Origin of the sequence: Nonomuraea sp. 3-1Str (genome assembly GCF_031570565.1) — a bacterium.
GTDB lineage: Bacteria > Actinomycetota > Actinomycetes > Streptosporangiales > Streptosporangiaceae > Nonomuraea.
The window spans coordinates 28,647-44,069 of the sequence record NZ_JALHBK010000008.1 but is presented as its reverse complement, the minus strand read 5'-3'; the positions used below and the strand labels follow the sequence as shown (position 1 = coordinate 44,069).

The following is a 15,423-nucleotide window of genomic DNA, read 5'->3' as shown; positions in this document are numbered from 1 at the left end:
GTCGTGAGGTGCGCTTACGCGGAGGAGGCGGGGGCCTGGTTCACGGCCGGGCCGCGCAGGTCGTACGCCATCCGGCCCGGCTCCTCCCGGTCGCGCCCGGCACCGGCCTCACGGGCGGCCTCGTCGTCGTCCTCGTCGCCGGCCTCGTCCACGCCCTGCGGATCGTCCTCGTCCTGGGGGTCGTCCTGCGCGGGGTCGTGGGGCTCGTCGTGGGAGCCGTCCGGGGTCTCCGTGGTGGCGGCGGCCGCGGGCTCCGGCTTGACCCAGGTGCCGTTGCGGCGGGCCAGCAACTCCTCCAGCAGGGCGTCCCACTGCGCGCCGACGGCGTCGATGTCGTATGTGCGGGCCGTCTCCAGCGCACCGGCGGCCAGCCGGCGGCGCAGGTCCTCGTCCTCGATCACCCGCATGATCGACGTCGCGAGGTTGGCGTTGGTCCGCGGCTTGACGAGCAGCCCGTCGACCTCGTCGGTGATCATCTCCTTGGGCCCGTGCGGGCTGTTGAAGCTGACGATCGCCAGCCCCTTGGCCATGGCCTCCAGGATCGTCATCGGGAAGCCCTCGTGGCGCGAGCTCAGCACGAAGATCGACGCCTTCTCCAGCTCCGCGCCCACGTCGGACGTCGGGCCGGGCAGCACGACCTTGCCCTCCAGACCGGCCTCGGCGATCTGGGTGCGCAGGTTGTCCTCCTGCGGACCGGCGCCGAAGATGCGCAGCTGCCAGTCGGGGTGCGCCTGCGCGACCTGCTCCCAGGCGGTGATCAGCCGGTGGAAGCCCTTGAGCCGGGTCATCCGGCCGACGGCCACGACGACCTTGGCGTCCAGCTTGGACAGGCCGCCCTCCATGGGCGGCACCGCGTTGGGGATCCGCACCAGGCGCTTGGGCTTCTTGGGCAGCGTGGCGCGATAGTCGCGCAGGTCGGCCTTGGTCAGCGTGGTGAGCGCGTCGAAGCGGCGGTAGCGCCACTTGATGAGCTCCTGCATCGGCTCCACCTGCGTGCGCAGGGCCACGTGCTCCTGGCCGACCGTGATGACGCTGGGCAGGGCGAGCTGGGCCATCGCCAGGTTGAGGCCGGGCCGGGTCGCCATGAGCACGCCGGTGTCGAGCGAGCGGATGTAGCGGGCCAGCTTGAGGTCGGTCCACAGGTTGAACCGGTGGTACGCGGTCTCCTCCTTGGGGATCAGCCGGCTCGGCATCTTCGACAGCATCGCCCGCATGGGATCCGGGCTGGGGTTCAGCCGGTCGTCCAGGAAGCGGAACTTCACCCGCGGGTCGATGGGGAAGAACGGCTGCTCGGCTTCCTTCAGGATGGAGACGATCTCCACGTCGTGCTCACGAGCCAGGTAGCTGGCCAGGTTGAACACGGTTCTGATCGTCCCGCCCATGCCGTTGGCGTGCAGCAGCAGGATCCGTACCTGATGAAGGGAAGGGGGCGGTGCCTTGCGCACCTTGCGCCGGTTGTAGCCCTTGTACAGCCGGACCATCGCCGACCTGCCCTTGCGTGCCAGTGCGCGCACCTGCGGGATCCCCCTTGGCTTGAGAGTGTCACAACACACGTGGCCGGCGGTGAGCCACTCTCACCACCGGCCTATTGTCTCGCTTCGGCGGAGTGCACCATTCATCCCCGTGGCACTATCCCCACCTATGATCATTAGACGCCTCAAATGCCATTAAGGTTGCACCGGTGATGCAGCGGAGATCCCGCGCCACGTGCCCGTGAGCAGTCCGGGACGGAGAGTGCGCGGGGGCCGGGCAGCCGGGCCAGGACCGCGGCTGCCCGTCAACTCACCGGCTACGCCTCGTCCGGCTTCCGGCTGTCCTTCTTGGCGTCCTTGACCTGCCTGCTGGTCTTGATCGCTTCCTTCTTGGACTTGCCGGACTTGGTCGCCGGTTTCTTCTTGGCCTCTGCCATCGTTTCCCCCGAGTGGCTATGGTGCCCGAATGGCACACTAAGCCGCTTAATACCCGTTTAGCACTCCAACCCGACATTGCATCCCGGGCGAGTCCGGTCAGGGCTGCCCAAAACGCCGCAAAGTGTCACAGCAGAGGCAGTTGTTCGGCCGCCGGAGGCTTGGCGGGCGGTGTGGCCGCGGAGCGCGGCGGGCGGACGCGGCGGGTCCGCCCGGAGGTGGTCGCGCCGACCCCGTGGTGCTCGGCCAGCCGCCTGACCTGCTCCGTGATCCGCCGCTGGTACGCCTGCGGCGCGTAGGCGCCCCTGCCGTACAGCTCCAGGTAGCGCGGCACGAGGCGCGGGTGCTCACGGGACAGCCACGTCAGCCACCACTCGCGCGCCCCCGGCCGCAGGTGCAGCACGATCGGCGCGATGTGCGTCGCGCCCGCCTCGGCGATCTCCTTGACCGTGCGGTCGAGCTGGGCGGGGGAGTCGGTGAGGTAGGGCAGGATCGGCGCCATCAGCACCCCGCAGTCGACGCCGCGCTCGTTGAGCGTCGCGCACGCCTCCAGGCGCCGGCGCGGGTCGGGGGTGCCGGGCTCGGCGGAGCGCCAGGCATCGGCGTCCAGGAAGCCGACCGAGACATTGGCGCTGACGTCGGTGACCTCGGCCGCCTCGGCGAGCAGGTCGAGGTCGCGCAGGATCAGCGTGCCCTTGGTGAGGATCGAGAACGGGTTGGCGGCGTCGCGCAGCGCCTCCAGGATGCCCGGCATGAGCCGGTAACGGCCCTCGGCGCGCTGGTAGCAGTCGACGTTGGTGCCCATGGCGACGTGCTGCCCGCGCCAGCCCGGGGCGGCCAGCTCCCTGCGGGCCAGCTCGGCGGCGTTGACCTTAACAATGATCTTGGAGTCGAAGTCCGCCCCGGCGTCGAGGTCGAGATAGCGGTGGGTGTTGCGGGCGAAGCAGTAGACGCAGCGGTGGCCGCACCCCCGGTAGGGGTTGATCGTGAACTCGAACGGGACGCGGCTGGCGGCGGGCACCCGGTTGATGATCGAGCGGGCGTGGATCTCGTAGAACGTCATCCCCCGGAACTCGGGGGTGTCGAACGTGCGCGTCACCGCGCCGCGGGCGAACAGCGGCACGACCGGATCATCCGCATCGGTACCCGTCAGGCGGAGATTGTCCCAGCGCATGTCCTTGATTGGAACACAAGTTCGATGATGATCGCAAATGGAAAGAGGCGGCAATTACCTGACAGGGCGGGGGCTAATGATCTTCAGGGTTGGGCAGAACACCCGCACAGAGCTTGCGTTCCGGAGGTGCACCCATGGCCTGGTCGCAGGACGAGGAGCGATTGCTGGCACAGATCGAACGGCACCTCGTCGACGACGATCCCCGTCTCGTGGCGCGACTGGAGTCGTTCAACGAGCGGGTCCGACGCAACGAGGCCAAGGCAGCCGGCCAGGGCCGGCTCCGGCCGAGGCCGCGCCGCTCGACGGTGATCATCCTGATCAGCTGGGTGCTCATCGCCACGCTCGTGGCGACCCTGCTGGTCATGGTCCTCCAGCACGGAAGCGCCACGTCCTTCTGATCCGCATTTCCCCATCTCGGCCCGTGTGTAGCCGTCTTGGGTGGATTTTTGAGCCTTTGTTGGGTGATCGAGCGCGGAGCTCCCGCTCGTGGGCCGGGCACCCTCTCTCGCCGTAGGTCTCCTGCTGTGGTCGACGTCGCCTCGGACTCGCCCTGGCCATGGGATGCTCGCGCACGTATACTCGTAGACGAGTGTTCGTACACGAGCTACCGATCGGAGGCGCGCGAGATGGCGAAGCGGCGGAAGGTGGGGAGCCTGCTGGCCCTCGCCGTGCTGTCCGTCGTGGCACAGCGCCCCATGCACGCCTACGAGATGGCCTCCGTCCTGCGGGCCCGCGGCAAGGACCAGGACATGGCGATCAAGTGGGGGTCCCTCTACACCGTCGTGCACAACCTGGCCCGACACGGCCTGCTGCGGGAGGCGGGCAGCGACCGGCAGGGCGGCCGGCCCGAACGCACCGTCTACGAGATCACCGCCGAGGGCCGCGCCGAGCTGGCCGACTGGACGCGCGAGCTGCTGTCCGACCCGGAGGAGGCGCCGCGCAGGTTCGAGGCGGGGCTGTCGGTCATGGGCGGGCTCGCGCCCGAGGAGGTGACCGCCCTGCTGCGCCGGCGGCTCGACGCCCTGGAGCGGCTCGTCGCCGCCCAGCGGGAGGCGCTGGAGCGCGACGCGGGTGACCTGCCGCGGCTGTTCGTCCTGGAGTCGGAGTACGCCCTGGCGATGCGCGAGGCCGAGGCCGCCTGGACCCGGTCGCTGCTGGAGGAGCTGGCCGCGGGCACGTTCCCCCGGCTGGCGGAGTGGCGGGCCTTCCACGGCTCGGGCCACATCCCCCAGGACATGGCCGGCCTGGCCGAGAGGGGGGCCGTCACGGACTGACCCGGACATGGAGGAGGGCCCCGGAGGAGGTGCGGGAACACCGCCGCCGGAGCCCTCGGAACCTCGAACCGAAACCCGCGCGGGCGGATCCCGGCCACGAGATGGCACTCGCAAGCATATCCGGGCCTCCCCGCGTGGACCTGCACGCCCACACCACGGATGGGGAACGACCATGCGCAACCTGAAGACCGTCGTCGAGCACGTGACCTCCGCGGACGGCACCGCCGTCGCCTACCGCCGGCTCGGTGAGGGGCCCGGGCTGGTGCTGCTGCACGGAGCCATGCAGACCGGGCCGAGCAACATCGAGCTGGCCCGCGCCCTGGCCGGCTCCCACACCCTCTACGTGCCCGACCGCCGCGGACGCGGCGCCGGCGGCCCGCGGCGTCCCGGCCACGGCGTGCGCCAGGACGTCGAGGACGTCTGCGCGCTGCTCGACGCCACCGGGGCGCGCGACGTGGCCGGGGTCAGCTCGGGCGCGATCATCGCCCTGCTCACCGCGCTGTCCCGGCCCGACGTGCGCCGCGTCGTCGCGTTCGAGCCGCCGCTGGACCTCGACGGGTCCAACGACACGGGGTGGCTGGAGCGCTTCGACCGGGAGATCGCCGAGGGGCGGACCAGTGCCGCGCTCGTCACCGGCATGCTGGGCACCCGCATGGGGTCGCCGGTGTTCCGGCTCATGCCCCGCCGCCTGACGGAACGGCTCACCAACACGTTCGTCGAGCGGCAGGAGCGCAACGGGACGGGGGAGGAGCCCGGCTTCCGCGAGCTGGCCCCCACGATCCACCACGACGCGCGGGTGGTCGCCGAGACGGCCGGCCTGCTGCCCCGGCTGCGCGAGCTGCGGGCCGAGGTGCTGCTGCTGGGCGGCTCCAAAAGCCCGGCCTACCTGAGGAAGAGCCTCACCGCGCTGGAGGGCGTGCTCCCCGACGCCCGGCGGGTCGTCCTGCGCGGCCTGAACCACAACGCCACCGGCAACGCCGCCGCGGGCGGGAAGCCGGAGGCCGTCGCCCGCGAGATCGCCCGCTTCCTGTCCTGAGTCCCACTTCCTGTCCTGAGTCCCCGGCTCAGAGGCCGCGGAGGAAGGCGGCGGCGATCGGCGCGGCGACCTTGCCGCCCGTGCCGCCGCCCTCCACCACCACCGCGAACGCCACGTCGTCCTTGAACCCCATGAACCAGGCGTGCGTCTCCAGCTTCTCGCCGGTGCCGTACTCGGCGGTGCCGGTCTTGCCGTGGGTGCCGGCCGGCAGGCCCGCGCCCTTGGCGGTGCCCTTGGTGACCACCGCGGCGGTCAGCTCGTGCATGGACTCCTTGACCCCGTCGGGCAGCGGGTGCTCCTCGGCCTTCTGCGGAAGCCCGGGCACGAGCGTCGGCGGGCGCCAGGTGCCGTCGTCGATGGCGGCGGCCACCGACGCCATCGACAGGGGGCTGGCCGTGATCCGGGCCTGCCCGAACGCCTCGGCGGCGAGCTCGGCGTCGGACTGGGCGCGCGGCACGCTGGCCTTGGTGGCGGGCACGCCGATGTTGAGCGGCTGGTTGAAGCCGACCGACTCCGCCGTCTCCAGCAGCTTGTCGGCGCCGAGCCGCCGCTCGGCCATCGGCGCGAACGTGGTGTTGCACGAGTGGGCGAAGGAGTCGAGGAACGACAGCGACCCGAACTCCTCCTCCTCGGAGTTGCGGATCTTCAGCCCGCCGACGGTCGCGTACTTGGGGCAGGTGACCGAGTCGCCGGGTGAGACGCCCGCGGCGAGCAGCCCGATCGCCGTGACCGCCTTGAAGGTGGAGCCCGGCGGGTAGCGGCCGTCCAGGGCCCGGTTGAAGCCGCCCACGTTGTTGACCACGGCCAGGATCTCGCCGGTGCTCGCCTTCACGGCGACCATGGAGGTGGGCTTCTTGACGTCCTTGACCGCGGCGACCGCGGCGGCCTGCGCGCGCGGGTCGAGGCTGGTCTTGACCGGCTCGCCGTCGGTGCCCTCGATGGTGTGCAGGGTCTTGCCGGCGACCTGGATCTGGGTCGTGGGGGTGCCCGCGAGCTTCTTCTGGAACGTCTCCTGGAGCCCGCCCCGGCCCACGGCCTGGCCGACCTTGTAGGCGCTGCCGAGCTTGGCGACGTCCTTCTTGGTGGCCTTGTCGAGGTAGCCGACGAGCTGCTGCACCGAGCCGCCGGCCTTGCCGTCGTCGATGCGCCCGCCGTCGGCGTCGGTGATCTTCGCCCGGTCCGGCCAGCTGGTCCTGATCGTGAACGACGCGCCGGACGTCAGGGACGGGTGCAGCGCGGCCGGCGTCCAGTCCACCTTCCAGGCACGGTCGGCGACCTTGAGGTCGAGCCGTCCCTCGTAGGTCCACTCGCCGATGTTCTTGAGCTTGAGCGTCGCGGTGTACGGGACGCGGGCCCGGTCGTCGGTCTCGGTGACCTTGCCCAGCCTCACCTGTGTGGACTCGACGGCCAGGGCGGTGCGCATCTGGTCGTAGGCGGTCAGCGGCTGCGGGGCGGCGAGCTGGGCCCGCATGGCCGCCGTGTCACCCGCCTGCCAGGCGGCGGCGAAGCGCTGTGCCGTCTCCGCCGGGGTGCCCTGGGTGCGCAGCAGGTAGTAGGCGCCGCCCCCGGCGGCGCCCACGACCAGCACGGTGATGCCGGAAACGATCGCGATGGTACGGCCACGCGCCACTGGTCAGCCCCCTGGTCCTCGGCAGCGCTTGCTGGGTCCACGAGCTTAGCCGGGCCCGCCGCCCGCCGGGTCCGATGCGACGATCTTGGAGTCGGTCCCCGCCTCGGGGGACCCGTTGGCCGAGGACTTGACGCTGGCGGCGTAGGCGGGCACGTACTCCTGGCCGGACAGCTTCTGGATGGCGGCCATGATCTCGTCGGTGACCTGCCTCCGGTCGCGGGCCTTGGTGTGGTCGCCGTCGAACGTCATGGGCTCGCCGATCCGGATGCCGATCCGGGCGGGGCGGGGCACCTTGGCGCCGACCGGCAGCACCTTCTCCGTGCCGCTGAGCGCGACGGGGAGCACCGGCGCGCCGGTGCGCAGCGCCAGCCAGGCCACGCCGATCTTGCCGCGGTAGAGGCGGCCGTCGGGGGAGCGGGTGCCCTCGGGATGGATGCCGAACAGCTCGCCGCGCTCCAGCACCTCGGTGGCCGCGTCGAGCATGGCCTGCGCCGCGTGCGCGCTGTCACGGTCGATGGGAAGGCTGCCGCCCAGGCGCATGAACCAGCCGGAGACCGGGTTGCCGGAGAAGTACTCGTTCTTGGCGACGAACGTCACCGGCCGCGGCAGGAGCGCCGGCAGCAGGAACGAGTCGAGGACGGACAGGTGGTTGGCGGCCAGGATCGCGGGGCCCGTCCGGGGCACGTGCGCCGCGCCGGAGATGTGCGGGCGGCACATCACATGGGCCAGCGGCGTGGCGGCGAACTTGACCACTTGGTACAGCAATGGGCTCTCCTGGCTGATCGTCGGTCGGCCGTCCCACCATAAGGCAGGCGCCCCGGCCGAAGCCGGGGCGCCTGGAAAAGCTGATGAGGCCGATGTGGCGGTCGCCTCCTCGGCGAGATGCACAACACGGCTCCAGCCGAACGGTATTCCGTGAAGGCGGTATTTTGCGGCCCGGGGGACACAGACCACATCGGCCTCACGACTCTAACGGACATCCGGCGACCCGTATTCCACCGGGCCCAAAGATTCGGTCAGGTCCTGGTCCAGTGTGGCTGGGCGACGTCGAAGACCCGCAGCTCACGGCCACGCAGCGCCACCTCGGCGAACTGCCACAAAATCGCCCCGGTCGGCGCGTGGACCACGATCGAGGGGCCCAGCGGCATCTGCAGCAGCCCGGCGCTCCAGCGCGGCACCCCCGGCGCGAGGAACCGCTCCAGCGGCACGGCGTGCACCGAGGCCACCTCGCGCGGGTCCGCCACGGGCCGCTGCCGGCCGCCGAAGGCCACGACCGGGGTGATCACGAACCCGGAGTCGGTGACGTAATCGTCCAGCAGCCCCGCCACCCGCACGCCGCTGACCGCGGTCTCCTCGGCCAGCTCGCGCAGCGCCGCCTCGACCGGCTGCTCGCCGTCGTCCAGCCGGCCGCCGGGCAGCGCCCACTGGCCCGCGTTGCGGCCGTGCGGCGAGCGCCGGATCATGATCGTGTACGGGTCGCCGGCGTCGTCCTCCAGCACGCACACGGTGACGGCGGCGCGGCGGAGGCCGGGGGCGGGCGGAGCCTCTCGGCGGGGGAAGGCGGCCAGGCGGGCGGCGACCAGCTCGCGCAGCTCGTCCATCGGGGGAAGCACCCGCCCAGGATCGCACGGCGGCTCAGGGCGGCGCCTCCGGCAGCCGTACGGTGACGCTCAGGCCGCCCTCCGGGCGGGCCTCGGCCGTGACCGTGCCGGCGTGCGCGTCGCAGATGGCCCGGACGATCGACAGCCCCAGCCCCGAGCCGCGCGCCGAGCGCAGCCGGTCGCCCTGGAGCCGCCTGAACGGCTCGAACAGGTCCTCCACCTCGTACGGCGGGACGGTCTGCCCGGTGTTGTCCACCTCGACCACCGCGTGGCCCGCCTCCGGGCGCACCCGCACCCACACCTGGCCGTCGCGCACGTTGTACTTCGCGGCGTTCTCCACCAGGTTGAACAGGCACCGCTCCATCAGCAGCGGGTCGCCCAGCGCGAGGGCCGGGCGCAGGTCGGTGTGGAGGGTGAGGGGCCGCCTGCGCCCGGCGAGGTCGAGCTGCTCCAGCACGATGCGCGCCACCTGCGCCACGTCCACGGTCTTGCGCACGCCCAGCTCCTGCTCGGACTGGGCGAGCAGCAGCAGCCCCTCGATGAGCCGCTCGTAGCGGGCGTTGGTGCCGAGCAGGGCCCGCGCCAGCGCCTTCAGGTCCTCCGAGGCGGCCGGCTCCTCCAGCGACACCTCCAGCACCGTGCGGTTGATGGCCAGCGGGGTGCGCAGCTCGTGCGAGGCGTTGGCGATGAAGCGCCGCTGCCCCTCGAACACCCGGTGCAGCCGGTCGAGCATCGCGTCGAACGTGTCGGCCAGCCGCTTGACCTCGTCGGGCGGCCCGTCCAGCGCGATGCGCTCGTGCAGGGTGCTCTCGGAGAGCCTGCGGGCCGTCTCGGTCACCCGGTCGAGCGGGCGCAGCGCCCGGTCGGCCACCAGATAGCCGAGCACCACCGCGAGGACGCCGAGCAGCACCATGATGACCGCCGAGGAGCGCAGCATGTCCTCCAGCACGGTCGCGGCCCGCTGCCGCACGTCCCCCTTCACCTGCTGGAACACCAGGTCGTCGGACGGCGTCTGGGTGACCGTCACGAGCGGCTTGCCGGTGACGATCTTCGTGAAGCCGATGGAGAACTGCTGGCTCAGCGCCCGCGCGGTCAGCAGGTACGTGGACCACAGCAGCAGCGACCCGGCCAGGAAGAACAGCCCGCCGTACAGGATCGTCAGCCGCATCCGCAGCCCGAGCCGGTGCCACGGCCGGACGCGGCCCGGCGGCCGGTCCCGCCGGGGCCCCCACCGGCCGAGGGGTGCCCTCACAGTCGGTACCCCTGGCCCGGGAGGTTCTCGATCAGAGGGGGAGAGCCGAGCTTCCTGCGCAGCGAGGTGAGCGTGACCCGCAGCACCCCGCTGGCCGCGTCGGCGTACTCGTCCCATGCGCTCCTGCGCAGCTGCGCCGAGGTGATCAGCCGCCCGTCCGCGCGCAGCAGCGCGTGCAGCACGTCGAACTCCTTGCGGTTCAGCGCGACCGGCCGCCCGTCGCGCGTGACCGTGCGGCGGCCCGGGTCCAGCCGCACGCCCGCCCGCTCCAGCGGCGCCGGGCCGTCCCGCCGGGAGCGGCGCGACAGCGCCCGGATCCGCGCCACCAGCTCGGCGAACGTGAACGGCTTGATCAGGTAGTCGTCCGCGCCCAGGGTGAGCCCGTCCCCCCGGTCGCGCCCCCGGCCGGCCGCGGTCAGCATGAGCACCCGGCCCGCCGCGTCACCGCCCGCCAGCTCCCGGCACACCTCGTCGCCGTGCACCTCGGGCAGGTCGCGGTCCAGCACCACCACGTCGTACGGGACGTACGCGGCCAGCTCCAGCGCCTCCTGCCCGTCGTAGGCCACGTCGACCGCGATGGCGTGCAGCCGCAGCCCGCGCGCGATGGCGTCGGCCAGCTCCTCTTCGTCCTCCACGACGAGCACCCGCATCCGGTGCCCCCTTTCCGTTCCGCACTGACCTTGGCGGATCTGGTGTTAGCGGCGGATAAGGGCGCCTGGGACGGCTTATCGCCGTTTAGCACCCGCCTCGCTGGAGTGGGCCTCGCGCCGCGGCGAACGTCCGGCGGCGCCCGCGAAGGAGTGACAGCGATGAACCTGCGATACCTGCTGGCGGCCGTCTGCGCGACGGCGGCCCTGTCCTGCCTGTCCGCGTGCGGCGGCGGCACACCGGCCGGGGACGGCGTGGCCGGCGTGGCGAGCACCGGTGGAGCGACCGCGAGCACCGGCGGCGCGCCCGCCTCCGCCGCGCCCTCCATGGACCCGAGGGACGCTCAGCTCAAGTTCGCGCAGTGCATGCGCGAGCACGGCATCGAGATGGACGACCCGGAGCCCGGCGGCGGCATCCGGATCAAGTCCCGCAAGGGCGACGAGGCCAAGATGCAGGAGGCCCAGAAGGCGTGCGGGCACTTCATGGAGGCCGCGGTCGGCGAGGCCAAGGGCAAGATGGATCCGAAGGCGCGCGACCAGGCGCTGAAGTTCGCCCAGTGCATGCGCCAGAACGGCATCGACGTGGCCGACCCGTCCTCCGACGGCCGGATGGAGATCACCGTCAAGCCTGGGACGCCCGAGGAGAAGGTCAAGGCCGCCCACCAGGCGTGCAAGGAGTTCGAGCCCGGCGGCGGCCCCCGATGAGGAAGGGGCTCGCGCTCACCGGAGCCGGGGTGCTCGCCGTGGCCGCCGCGTGGACGGCCGTGGCCGTGCTCGGCGACGGCGGCACCGGTGCGGCGGCCCCCGCCCGGCAGGCCGTACCGGCGACGGCGGAGATCACCCGGCAGGACCTCGTGGACACCAAGACCGTCACCGGGGCGCTCACCTACTCCGGCGAGCGCCAGGTGAGCACGGGCGCGTCGGGCACGGTGACGTGGGTGGCCGCCGAGGGGGCCGTGGTGCGCCGCGGCCACGCGCTGCTGTCGGCCGACCGCGAACCGGTCGTGCTCATGTACGGCAAACTGCCGCTGTACCGGGAGCTGCGCCAGGGCGTCTCCGACGGGCCGGACGTCGAGCAGCTGGAGCGCAACCTCAAGGCCCTGGGCCACGGCGACTACCTGACCGTGGACGAGCACTTCAGCTACGCCACCTACCTCGCGGTCAAGGAGTGGCAGGACGACCGGGGGCTCCCGGAGACGGGACGGGTGGACGCGTCGCAGGTGGTGTTCCTGCCGTCGGTCGTCCGCGTCACCGACGCGGCCGTGGAGGTGGGCGACCGGCTCGCACCGGGCCGCCGGACCCTGACGGTCAGCGGCGTGCGGCGGCTGGTCCACGTGGACCTCGACGCCGACGACCAGGCGCTGGCCCGCAAGGGCGCGAAGGTCACCGTGGAGCTGCCGGGCGGCGAACGCGTCTCCGGGAAGATCACCTCGGTCGGTACGGTCGCCGAGACCAGCGGACAGGGCCAGGACCAGAACGTCACCGTGGACGTCGACATCACCCTGGCCAGGACACCCAGGACCCGCCTCGACCAGGCGCCGGTGGAGGTCGAGATGGAGAGCGAGCGGCGGAAGGGGGTGCTGTCCGTGCCGGTCGAGGCGCTGCTGGCGCTGCGCGAGGGCGGGTTCGGCGTCGAGGTGGTCGAGGGCGGCGCGACCCGGATCGTGGGCGTGCGGACCGGCGCGTTCGGCGGCGGCCGGGTCGAGGTCGAGGGCGCCGGGCTGGCGGAGGGCATGAAGGTCGGGGTGCCGTCCACATGACCGGCACCCTTTCCGAGGGCCTCGCCGCGGGCTCCGGTGCGGCACCCGGTGCGGCATCGGGATCGGGCGCGGGCTCGGGCGCGGTGTCGTACGTGGTGGAGCTGCGGGGCGTGACCAAGGTCTACCCCGGGGACGTGCGGGCGCTGCGCGGCGTGGACCTGGCCGTGGCCGACGGTGAGCTGCTGGCCATCGTCGGCCGGTCCGGGTCCGGCAAGTCGACCATGCTGCACATGGTCGGCACCCTCGACCGGCCCACCTCGGGGACCGTCCGGGTCGACGGGCACGACGTCGCCACGCTGTCCGACCGCGAGCTGTCGGCGCTGCGCGGCCGCACGCTGGGGTTCGTCTTCCAGCAGTTCCATCTCGGTCCGGGTCTGAGCGCCCTGGACAACGTGGCCGACGGCCTGCTCTACACGGGCACCCCGCGGCGGGTCCGGCGCGAGCGGGCCGCCGCCGCCCTGGAACGGGTCGGCCTCGGCCACCGGCTGGGCCACCGGCCGTACCAGCTGTCGGGCGGCGAGCAGCAGCGCGTGGCCGTCGCCCGCGCCGTCGCGGGCGACCCGCGGCTGCTGCTGGCCGACGAGCCCACCGGCAACCTCGACTCCGGCGCCGGCGCCGAGGTCCTCGGCGTGCTGCGCGACCTGCACGCGGCCGGCACCACCATCGCGATCATCACGCACGACGCGGAGATCGCCGCCTGGTGCCCCCGCCGGGTGCGCCTGCTCGACGGCCGCATCGACGGCGACGAGGGTGACGGGACCGCCCCGCCGGCCGAGATCACGAAGGGGGATCGGGGATGAGCCGGAGATCGACGAAGCGCGGGCCCGCGACGCGCGGGCCGAGGCCGGCCCGGCTGAGCCCGGCCGACGTGCTGCGGGTGGGGGCCGCCGGGCTGCGGGCCCGTCCCACCCGGGTCGTCCTGTCGGCGCTGGGCATCGCCATCGGCATCGCCACCATGGTGGCGGTCATCGGCATCTCGTCGTCCTCCCGCGAGCAGCTCATGCGGCAGCTCGACCGGCTGGGCACCAACCTGCTGACCGTGTCGCCGGGGCGCACGATGTTCGGCGAGGAGGCCGAGCTGCCCGTCACGGCCGTGGACATGGTCAAGCGCGTCGGCCCGGTGCGCACGGCCTCGGCCACCGGCTCCGTCAAGGCGACCGTCCGCCGTACCGACCGCATCCCCGAGGCCGTGACCAGCGGCATCTCCGTGCAGGCCGCCACCACCGAGCTGCTCACCACGCTGGAGGGCCGCGTCGCGAAGGGCGCCTGGCTGAACGCCGCCACCGAGCGCCGGCCCGCCGTCGTCCTCGGCTCCGAGGCCGCCGCCCGGCTCGGCATCGACCGCACCGGCGTGCGGGTCTGGACGGGCGGGCGGTGGTTCACGGTGGTCGGGATCCTGCGGTCGATGCCGCTGGCACCGGAGATCGACCGCTCGGCCCTCGTCGGCTTCCCCGTCGCGCAGAGCCTCCTCGGGTTCGGGGGACACCCCACGACGATCTACGAGCGGTCGGCGGAGGAGGCGGTCGAGGCGGTCCGGGACGTGCTGGCCCGCACGGTCAACCCGGAGAACCCGGGTGAGGTGGAGGTCAGCAGGCCCTCCGACGCGCTGGCCGCCCGGGCTGCGGCGGCGGGCGCGTTCACGAACCTGCTGCTCGGCCTCGGCGCCGTCGCGCTGCTGGTCGGCGGCGTCGGGGTGGCCAACACGATGGTCATCTCGGTGCTGGAGCGGCGCCGGGAGATCGGGCTGCGCCGGTCGCTGGGCGCGACCCGGGGGCAGGTGCGGGTGCAGTTCCTGACCGAGTCGCTGCTGCTGTCGGCGCTCGGCGGGATCGCGGGGGCGGCGCTGGGGACGCTGGCCAGCGCCGGGTACGCGCTGGCGCGCGGCTGGCCGGCGGTGGTGCCGCCGTGGGCGATCGGCGGGGCGGTCGCGGCCACCCTGGTCATCGGCACGATCGCCGGGATCTACCCGGCGATGCGCGCCGCCCGCCTGTCCCCGACGGTCGCCCTGGCCGCCACCTGAGGGCCGCCGTCAGTCCGGGCGCGACCGGGCGCGCCGCCGGGGAGTCGTGGGCTCCGGGTACGGCCTCCCCGCGGTGGGAGGCCGTACCCGGGCGTCCGGTCGGCGCCGGTCAGGGGCTGATCCGGCCGGCGCCGGCTCCGCCGGTCACGATGGTCTTGACGCCGGAGGCCGCGTCGAGGGGGTAGGAGTACGGGATCGTGGCGACGCTGCCGCCCGCGTCGCCGCTGCCGGAGTTGACGAAGTGGTTGTTGCGGGCCACCAGGTTGGCGGCGGGCGAGCTGCCCTCACCGCGGTGGAAGGGGTCGTCGGTGTTCTCGAAGTAGTTGCCCTCGACGAGCACGCCCGCCTCCTTGGTGGAGGCCACGCCGTAGCTGCCGATGCTGGAGTAGTAGTTGTTGTAGACGTGCACCGGGTTGCCGAAGCGCACCCGCGGGTGGCGCTGGTTGGTGCCGTCGAACCAGTTGTGGTGGTACGTCACCCGCAGGTGGCCGCGGTCCTCCGAGCCGTTGTCGTCGCTGTGGCCGAGCAGCATGGTCTTGTCGTGGTCGGAGAACTTGTTCCAGGAGACGGTGACGTAGTCGCTGGCGCGCTTGATGTCCACCGCCCCGTCGTAGCCGTCGCTGAAGGAGTTGTGGTCGATCCACACCCGGGTCGAGTACTGCACGTTGATGCCGTCGTCGTTCCAGCCGCGGAACGTGAGGTTGCGGATGATGACGTTGGAGGCGCTGGCGACGTTGAACCCGCAGCCGGAGATCGTCGCCCCGGAGTTGCCGAGGACGGTCTTGTTGGAGGTCACCTTCAGCATGCCGGAGCAGGAGATCGTCCCCGAGACCCGGATCACGGCGGCGGAGCCGGAGGACAGGGCCGTCTTGAGAGCGGAGGCGGAGCTCACGGTCGTCGGGGGCGTGCCGCCGCCGCCCGTGGTGCCGCCGCCCTGGCTCGCCCAGCCGACGGGAGAGGTCTCGGCGGCCAGTGCCGCAGCCGGCTCGTCGGAGCGCGGTACGGCGGAGGCGGGTGCCGCGAGCGCGGTGACGGCGGCCGCCGCGGCGGCCAGGCCGGTGATCAGAGTGGGGGTGCGTCCTCGTGTGCCCATCGCTGAGCTCCTCTGCGGAGATGACCTCA

15 protein-coding genes are annotated in these 15,423 nt (G+C 72.7%); 7 read left to right on the top strand and 8 right to left on the bottom strand.

The genetic code is table 11. The annotated features are described in order from the left end of the window. Positions 1-14: 14 nt before the first annotated feature. A complete protein-coding gene (locus MTP10_RS15185) occupies positions 15-1,514 on the bottom strand; it encodes a glycosyltransferase family 4 protein (RefSeq protein WP_310709812.1) in 1,500 nt (499 codons plus the stop codon). Positions 1,515-2,034: 520 nt separating this feature from the next. Next, positions 2,035-3,081 (bottom strand): Rv2578c family radical SAM protein, encoded by a 1,047-nt coding sequence (locus MTP10_RS15180; protein WP_310709811.1) that lies wholly within the window; start codon positions 3,079-3,081, stop codon positions 2,035-2,037. 134 nt (positions 3,082-3,215) lie between these two features. Here MTP10_RS15180 and MTP10_RS15175 point away from each other — a divergent pair, with 134 nt between their 5' ends. The 3 genes from MTP10_RS15175 (at position 3,216) to MTP10_RS15165 (ending at position 5,391) form a co-directional block, all read left to right on the top strand. Then, a complete protein-coding gene (locus MTP10_RS15175; RefSeq protein ID WP_310709810.1) occupies positions 3,216-3,479 on the top strand; it encodes a DUF3040 domain-containing protein in 264 nt (87 codons plus the stop codon). A 228-nt stretch (positions 3,480-3,707) separates the two neighbouring features. Further along, positions 3,708-4,355 (top strand): PadR family transcriptional regulator, encoded by a 648-nt coding sequence (locus MTP10_RS15170; protein WP_310709809.1) that lies wholly within the window; start codon positions 3,708-3,710, stop codon positions 4,353-4,355. 172 nt (positions 4,356-4,527) lie between these two features. Next, complete coding sequence (locus tag MTP10_RS15165) at positions 4,528-5,391, top strand: alpha/beta hydrolase (RefSeq protein WP_310709808.1); 864 nt, start codon at positions 4,528-4,530, stop codon at positions 5,389-5,391. Between the two features lie 28 nt (positions 5,392-5,419). Here MTP10_RS15165 and MTP10_RS15160 read toward each other — a convergent pair whose 3' ends face one another. The 5 genes from MTP10_RS15160 to MTP10_RS15140 all read right to left on the bottom strand — a co-directional run bounded on the left by MTP10_RS15160 (position 5,420) and on the right by MTP10_RS15140 (position 10,524). Then, complete coding sequence (locus MTP10_RS15160; protein WP_310709807.1) at positions 5,420-7,021, bottom strand: penicillin-binding transpeptidase domain-containing protein; 1,602 nt, start codon at positions 7,019-7,021, stop codon at positions 5,420-5,422. 45 nt (positions 7,022-7,066) lie between these two features. Next, positions 7,067-7,786 carry a lysophospholipid acyltransferase family protein gene (locus tag MTP10_RS15155; protein WP_310709806.1) on the bottom strand — a complete coding sequence of 240 codons (720 nt, stop codon included), beginning with the start codon at positions 7,784-7,786 and terminating at the stop codon, positions 7,067-7,069. A gap of 251 nt (positions 7,787-8,037) precedes the next feature. Then, positions 8,038-8,634, bottom strand: coding sequence for a CoA pyrophosphatase (locus MTP10_RS15150; protein ID WP_310709805.1), 597 nt, complete (start codon positions 8,632-8,634; stop codon positions 8,038-8,040). Between the two features lie 22 nt (positions 8,635-8,656). Further along, complete coding sequence (locus MTP10_RS15145; RefSeq protein ID WP_310709804.1) at positions 8,657-9,874, bottom strand: HAMP domain-containing sensor histidine kinase; 1,218 nt, start codon at positions 9,872-9,874, stop codon at positions 8,657-8,659. Then, positions 9,871-10,524 carry a response regulator transcription factor gene (locus MTP10_RS15140; protein ID WP_310709803.1) on the bottom strand — a complete coding sequence of 218 codons (654 nt, stop codon included), beginning with the start codon at positions 10,522-10,524 and terminating at the stop codon, positions 9,871-9,873. The genes MTP10_RS15145 and MTP10_RS15140 overlap by 4 nt, the downstream gene beginning before the upstream one ends. A gap of 159 nt (positions 10,525-10,683) precedes the next feature. Between MTP10_RS15140 and MTP10_RS15135 the strand changes: the two genes are divergently transcribed. From MTP10_RS15135 to MTP10_RS15120, 4 genes are read left to right on the top strand one after another with little or no spacing between them, the layout of a single operon-like run. Continuing rightward, positions 10,684-11,226: a hypothetical protein gene (locus tag MTP10_RS15135; protein ID WP_310709802.1), complete on the top strand. Its 543-nt coding sequence runs from the start codon at positions 10,684-10,686 to the stop codon at positions 11,224-11,226. Beyond that, entirely contained in the window at positions 11,223-12,281 is a 1,059-nt protein-coding gene (locus tag MTP10_RS15130; protein ID WP_310709801.1) for a peptidoglycan-binding protein, read from the top strand. The genes MTP10_RS15135 and MTP10_RS15130 overlap by 4 nt, the downstream gene beginning before the upstream one ends. Next, on the top strand, positions 12,278-13,081 hold the full coding sequence (locus tag MTP10_RS15125) for an ABC transporter ATP-binding protein (protein WP_310709800.1): 804 nt from the start codon (positions 12,278-12,280) through the stop codon (positions 13,079-13,081). The genes MTP10_RS15130 and MTP10_RS15125 overlap by 4 nt, the downstream gene beginning before the upstream one ends. After that, positions 13,078-14,301, top strand: a complete 1,224-nt coding sequence (locus tag MTP10_RS15120) for an ABC transporter permease (RefSeq protein ID WP_310709799.1) — start codon at positions 13,078-13,080, stop codon at positions 14,299-14,301. Before MTP10_RS15125 ends, MTP10_RS15120 begins: the two co-directional genes overlap by 4 nt. Positions 14,302-14,410: 109 nt before the next feature. Here the strand turns inward: MTP10_RS15120 and MTP10_RS15115 are convergent, their stop codons facing one another. Further along, entirely contained in the window at positions 14,411-15,394 is a 984-nt protein-coding gene (locus tag MTP10_RS15115; protein WP_310709798.1) for a right-handed parallel beta-helix repeat-containing protein, read from the bottom strand. Positions 15,395-15,423 lie beyond the last annotated feature (29 nt).

What these genes read in the sequence shown, in the direction of transcription:
- MTP10_RS15180 (WP_310709811.1), bottom strand. Translation starts at nt 3,081, where the DNA reads ATGCGCTGGGACAATCTCCGCCTGACGGGTACCGATGCGGATGATCCG.
- MTP10_RS15175 (WP_310709810.1), top strand. Translation starts at nt 3,216, where the DNA reads ATGGCCTGGTCGCAGGACGAGGAGCGATTGCTGGCACAGATCGAACGG.
- MTP10_RS15170 (WP_310709809.1), top strand. Translation starts at nt 3,708, where the DNA reads ATGGCGAAGCGGCGGAAGGTGGGGAGCCTGCTGGCCCTCGCCGTGCTG.
- MTP10_RS15165 (WP_310709808.1), top strand. Translation starts at nt 4,528, where the DNA reads ATGCGCAACCTGAAGACCGTCGTCGAGCACGTGACCTCCGCGGACGGC.
- MTP10_RS15140 (WP_310709803.1), bottom strand. Translation starts at nt 10,524, where the DNA reads ATGCGGGTGCTCGTCGTGGAGGACGAAGAGGAGCTGGCCGACGCCATC.
- MTP10_RS15135 (WP_310709802.1), top strand. Translation starts at nt 10,684, where the DNA reads ATGAACCTGCGATACCTGCTGGCGGCCGTCTGCGCGACGGCGGCCCTG.
- MTP10_RS15130 (WP_310709801.1), top strand. Translation starts at nt 11,223, where the DNA reads ATGAGGAAGGGGCTCGCGCTCACCGGAGCCGGGGTGCTCGCCGTGGCC.
- MTP10_RS15125 (WP_310709800.1), top strand. Translation starts at nt 12,278, where the DNA reads ATGACCGGCACCCTTTCCGAGGGCCTCGCCGCGGGCTCCGGTGCGGCA.
- MTP10_RS15120 (WP_310709799.1), top strand. Translation starts at nt 13,078, where the DNA reads ATGAGCCGGAGATCGACGAAGCGCGGGCCCGCGACGCGCGGGCCGAGG.
- MTP10_RS15115 (WP_310709798.1), bottom strand. Translation starts at nt 15,394, where the DNA reads ATGGGCACACGAGGACGCACCCCCACTCTGATCACCGGCCTGGCCGCC.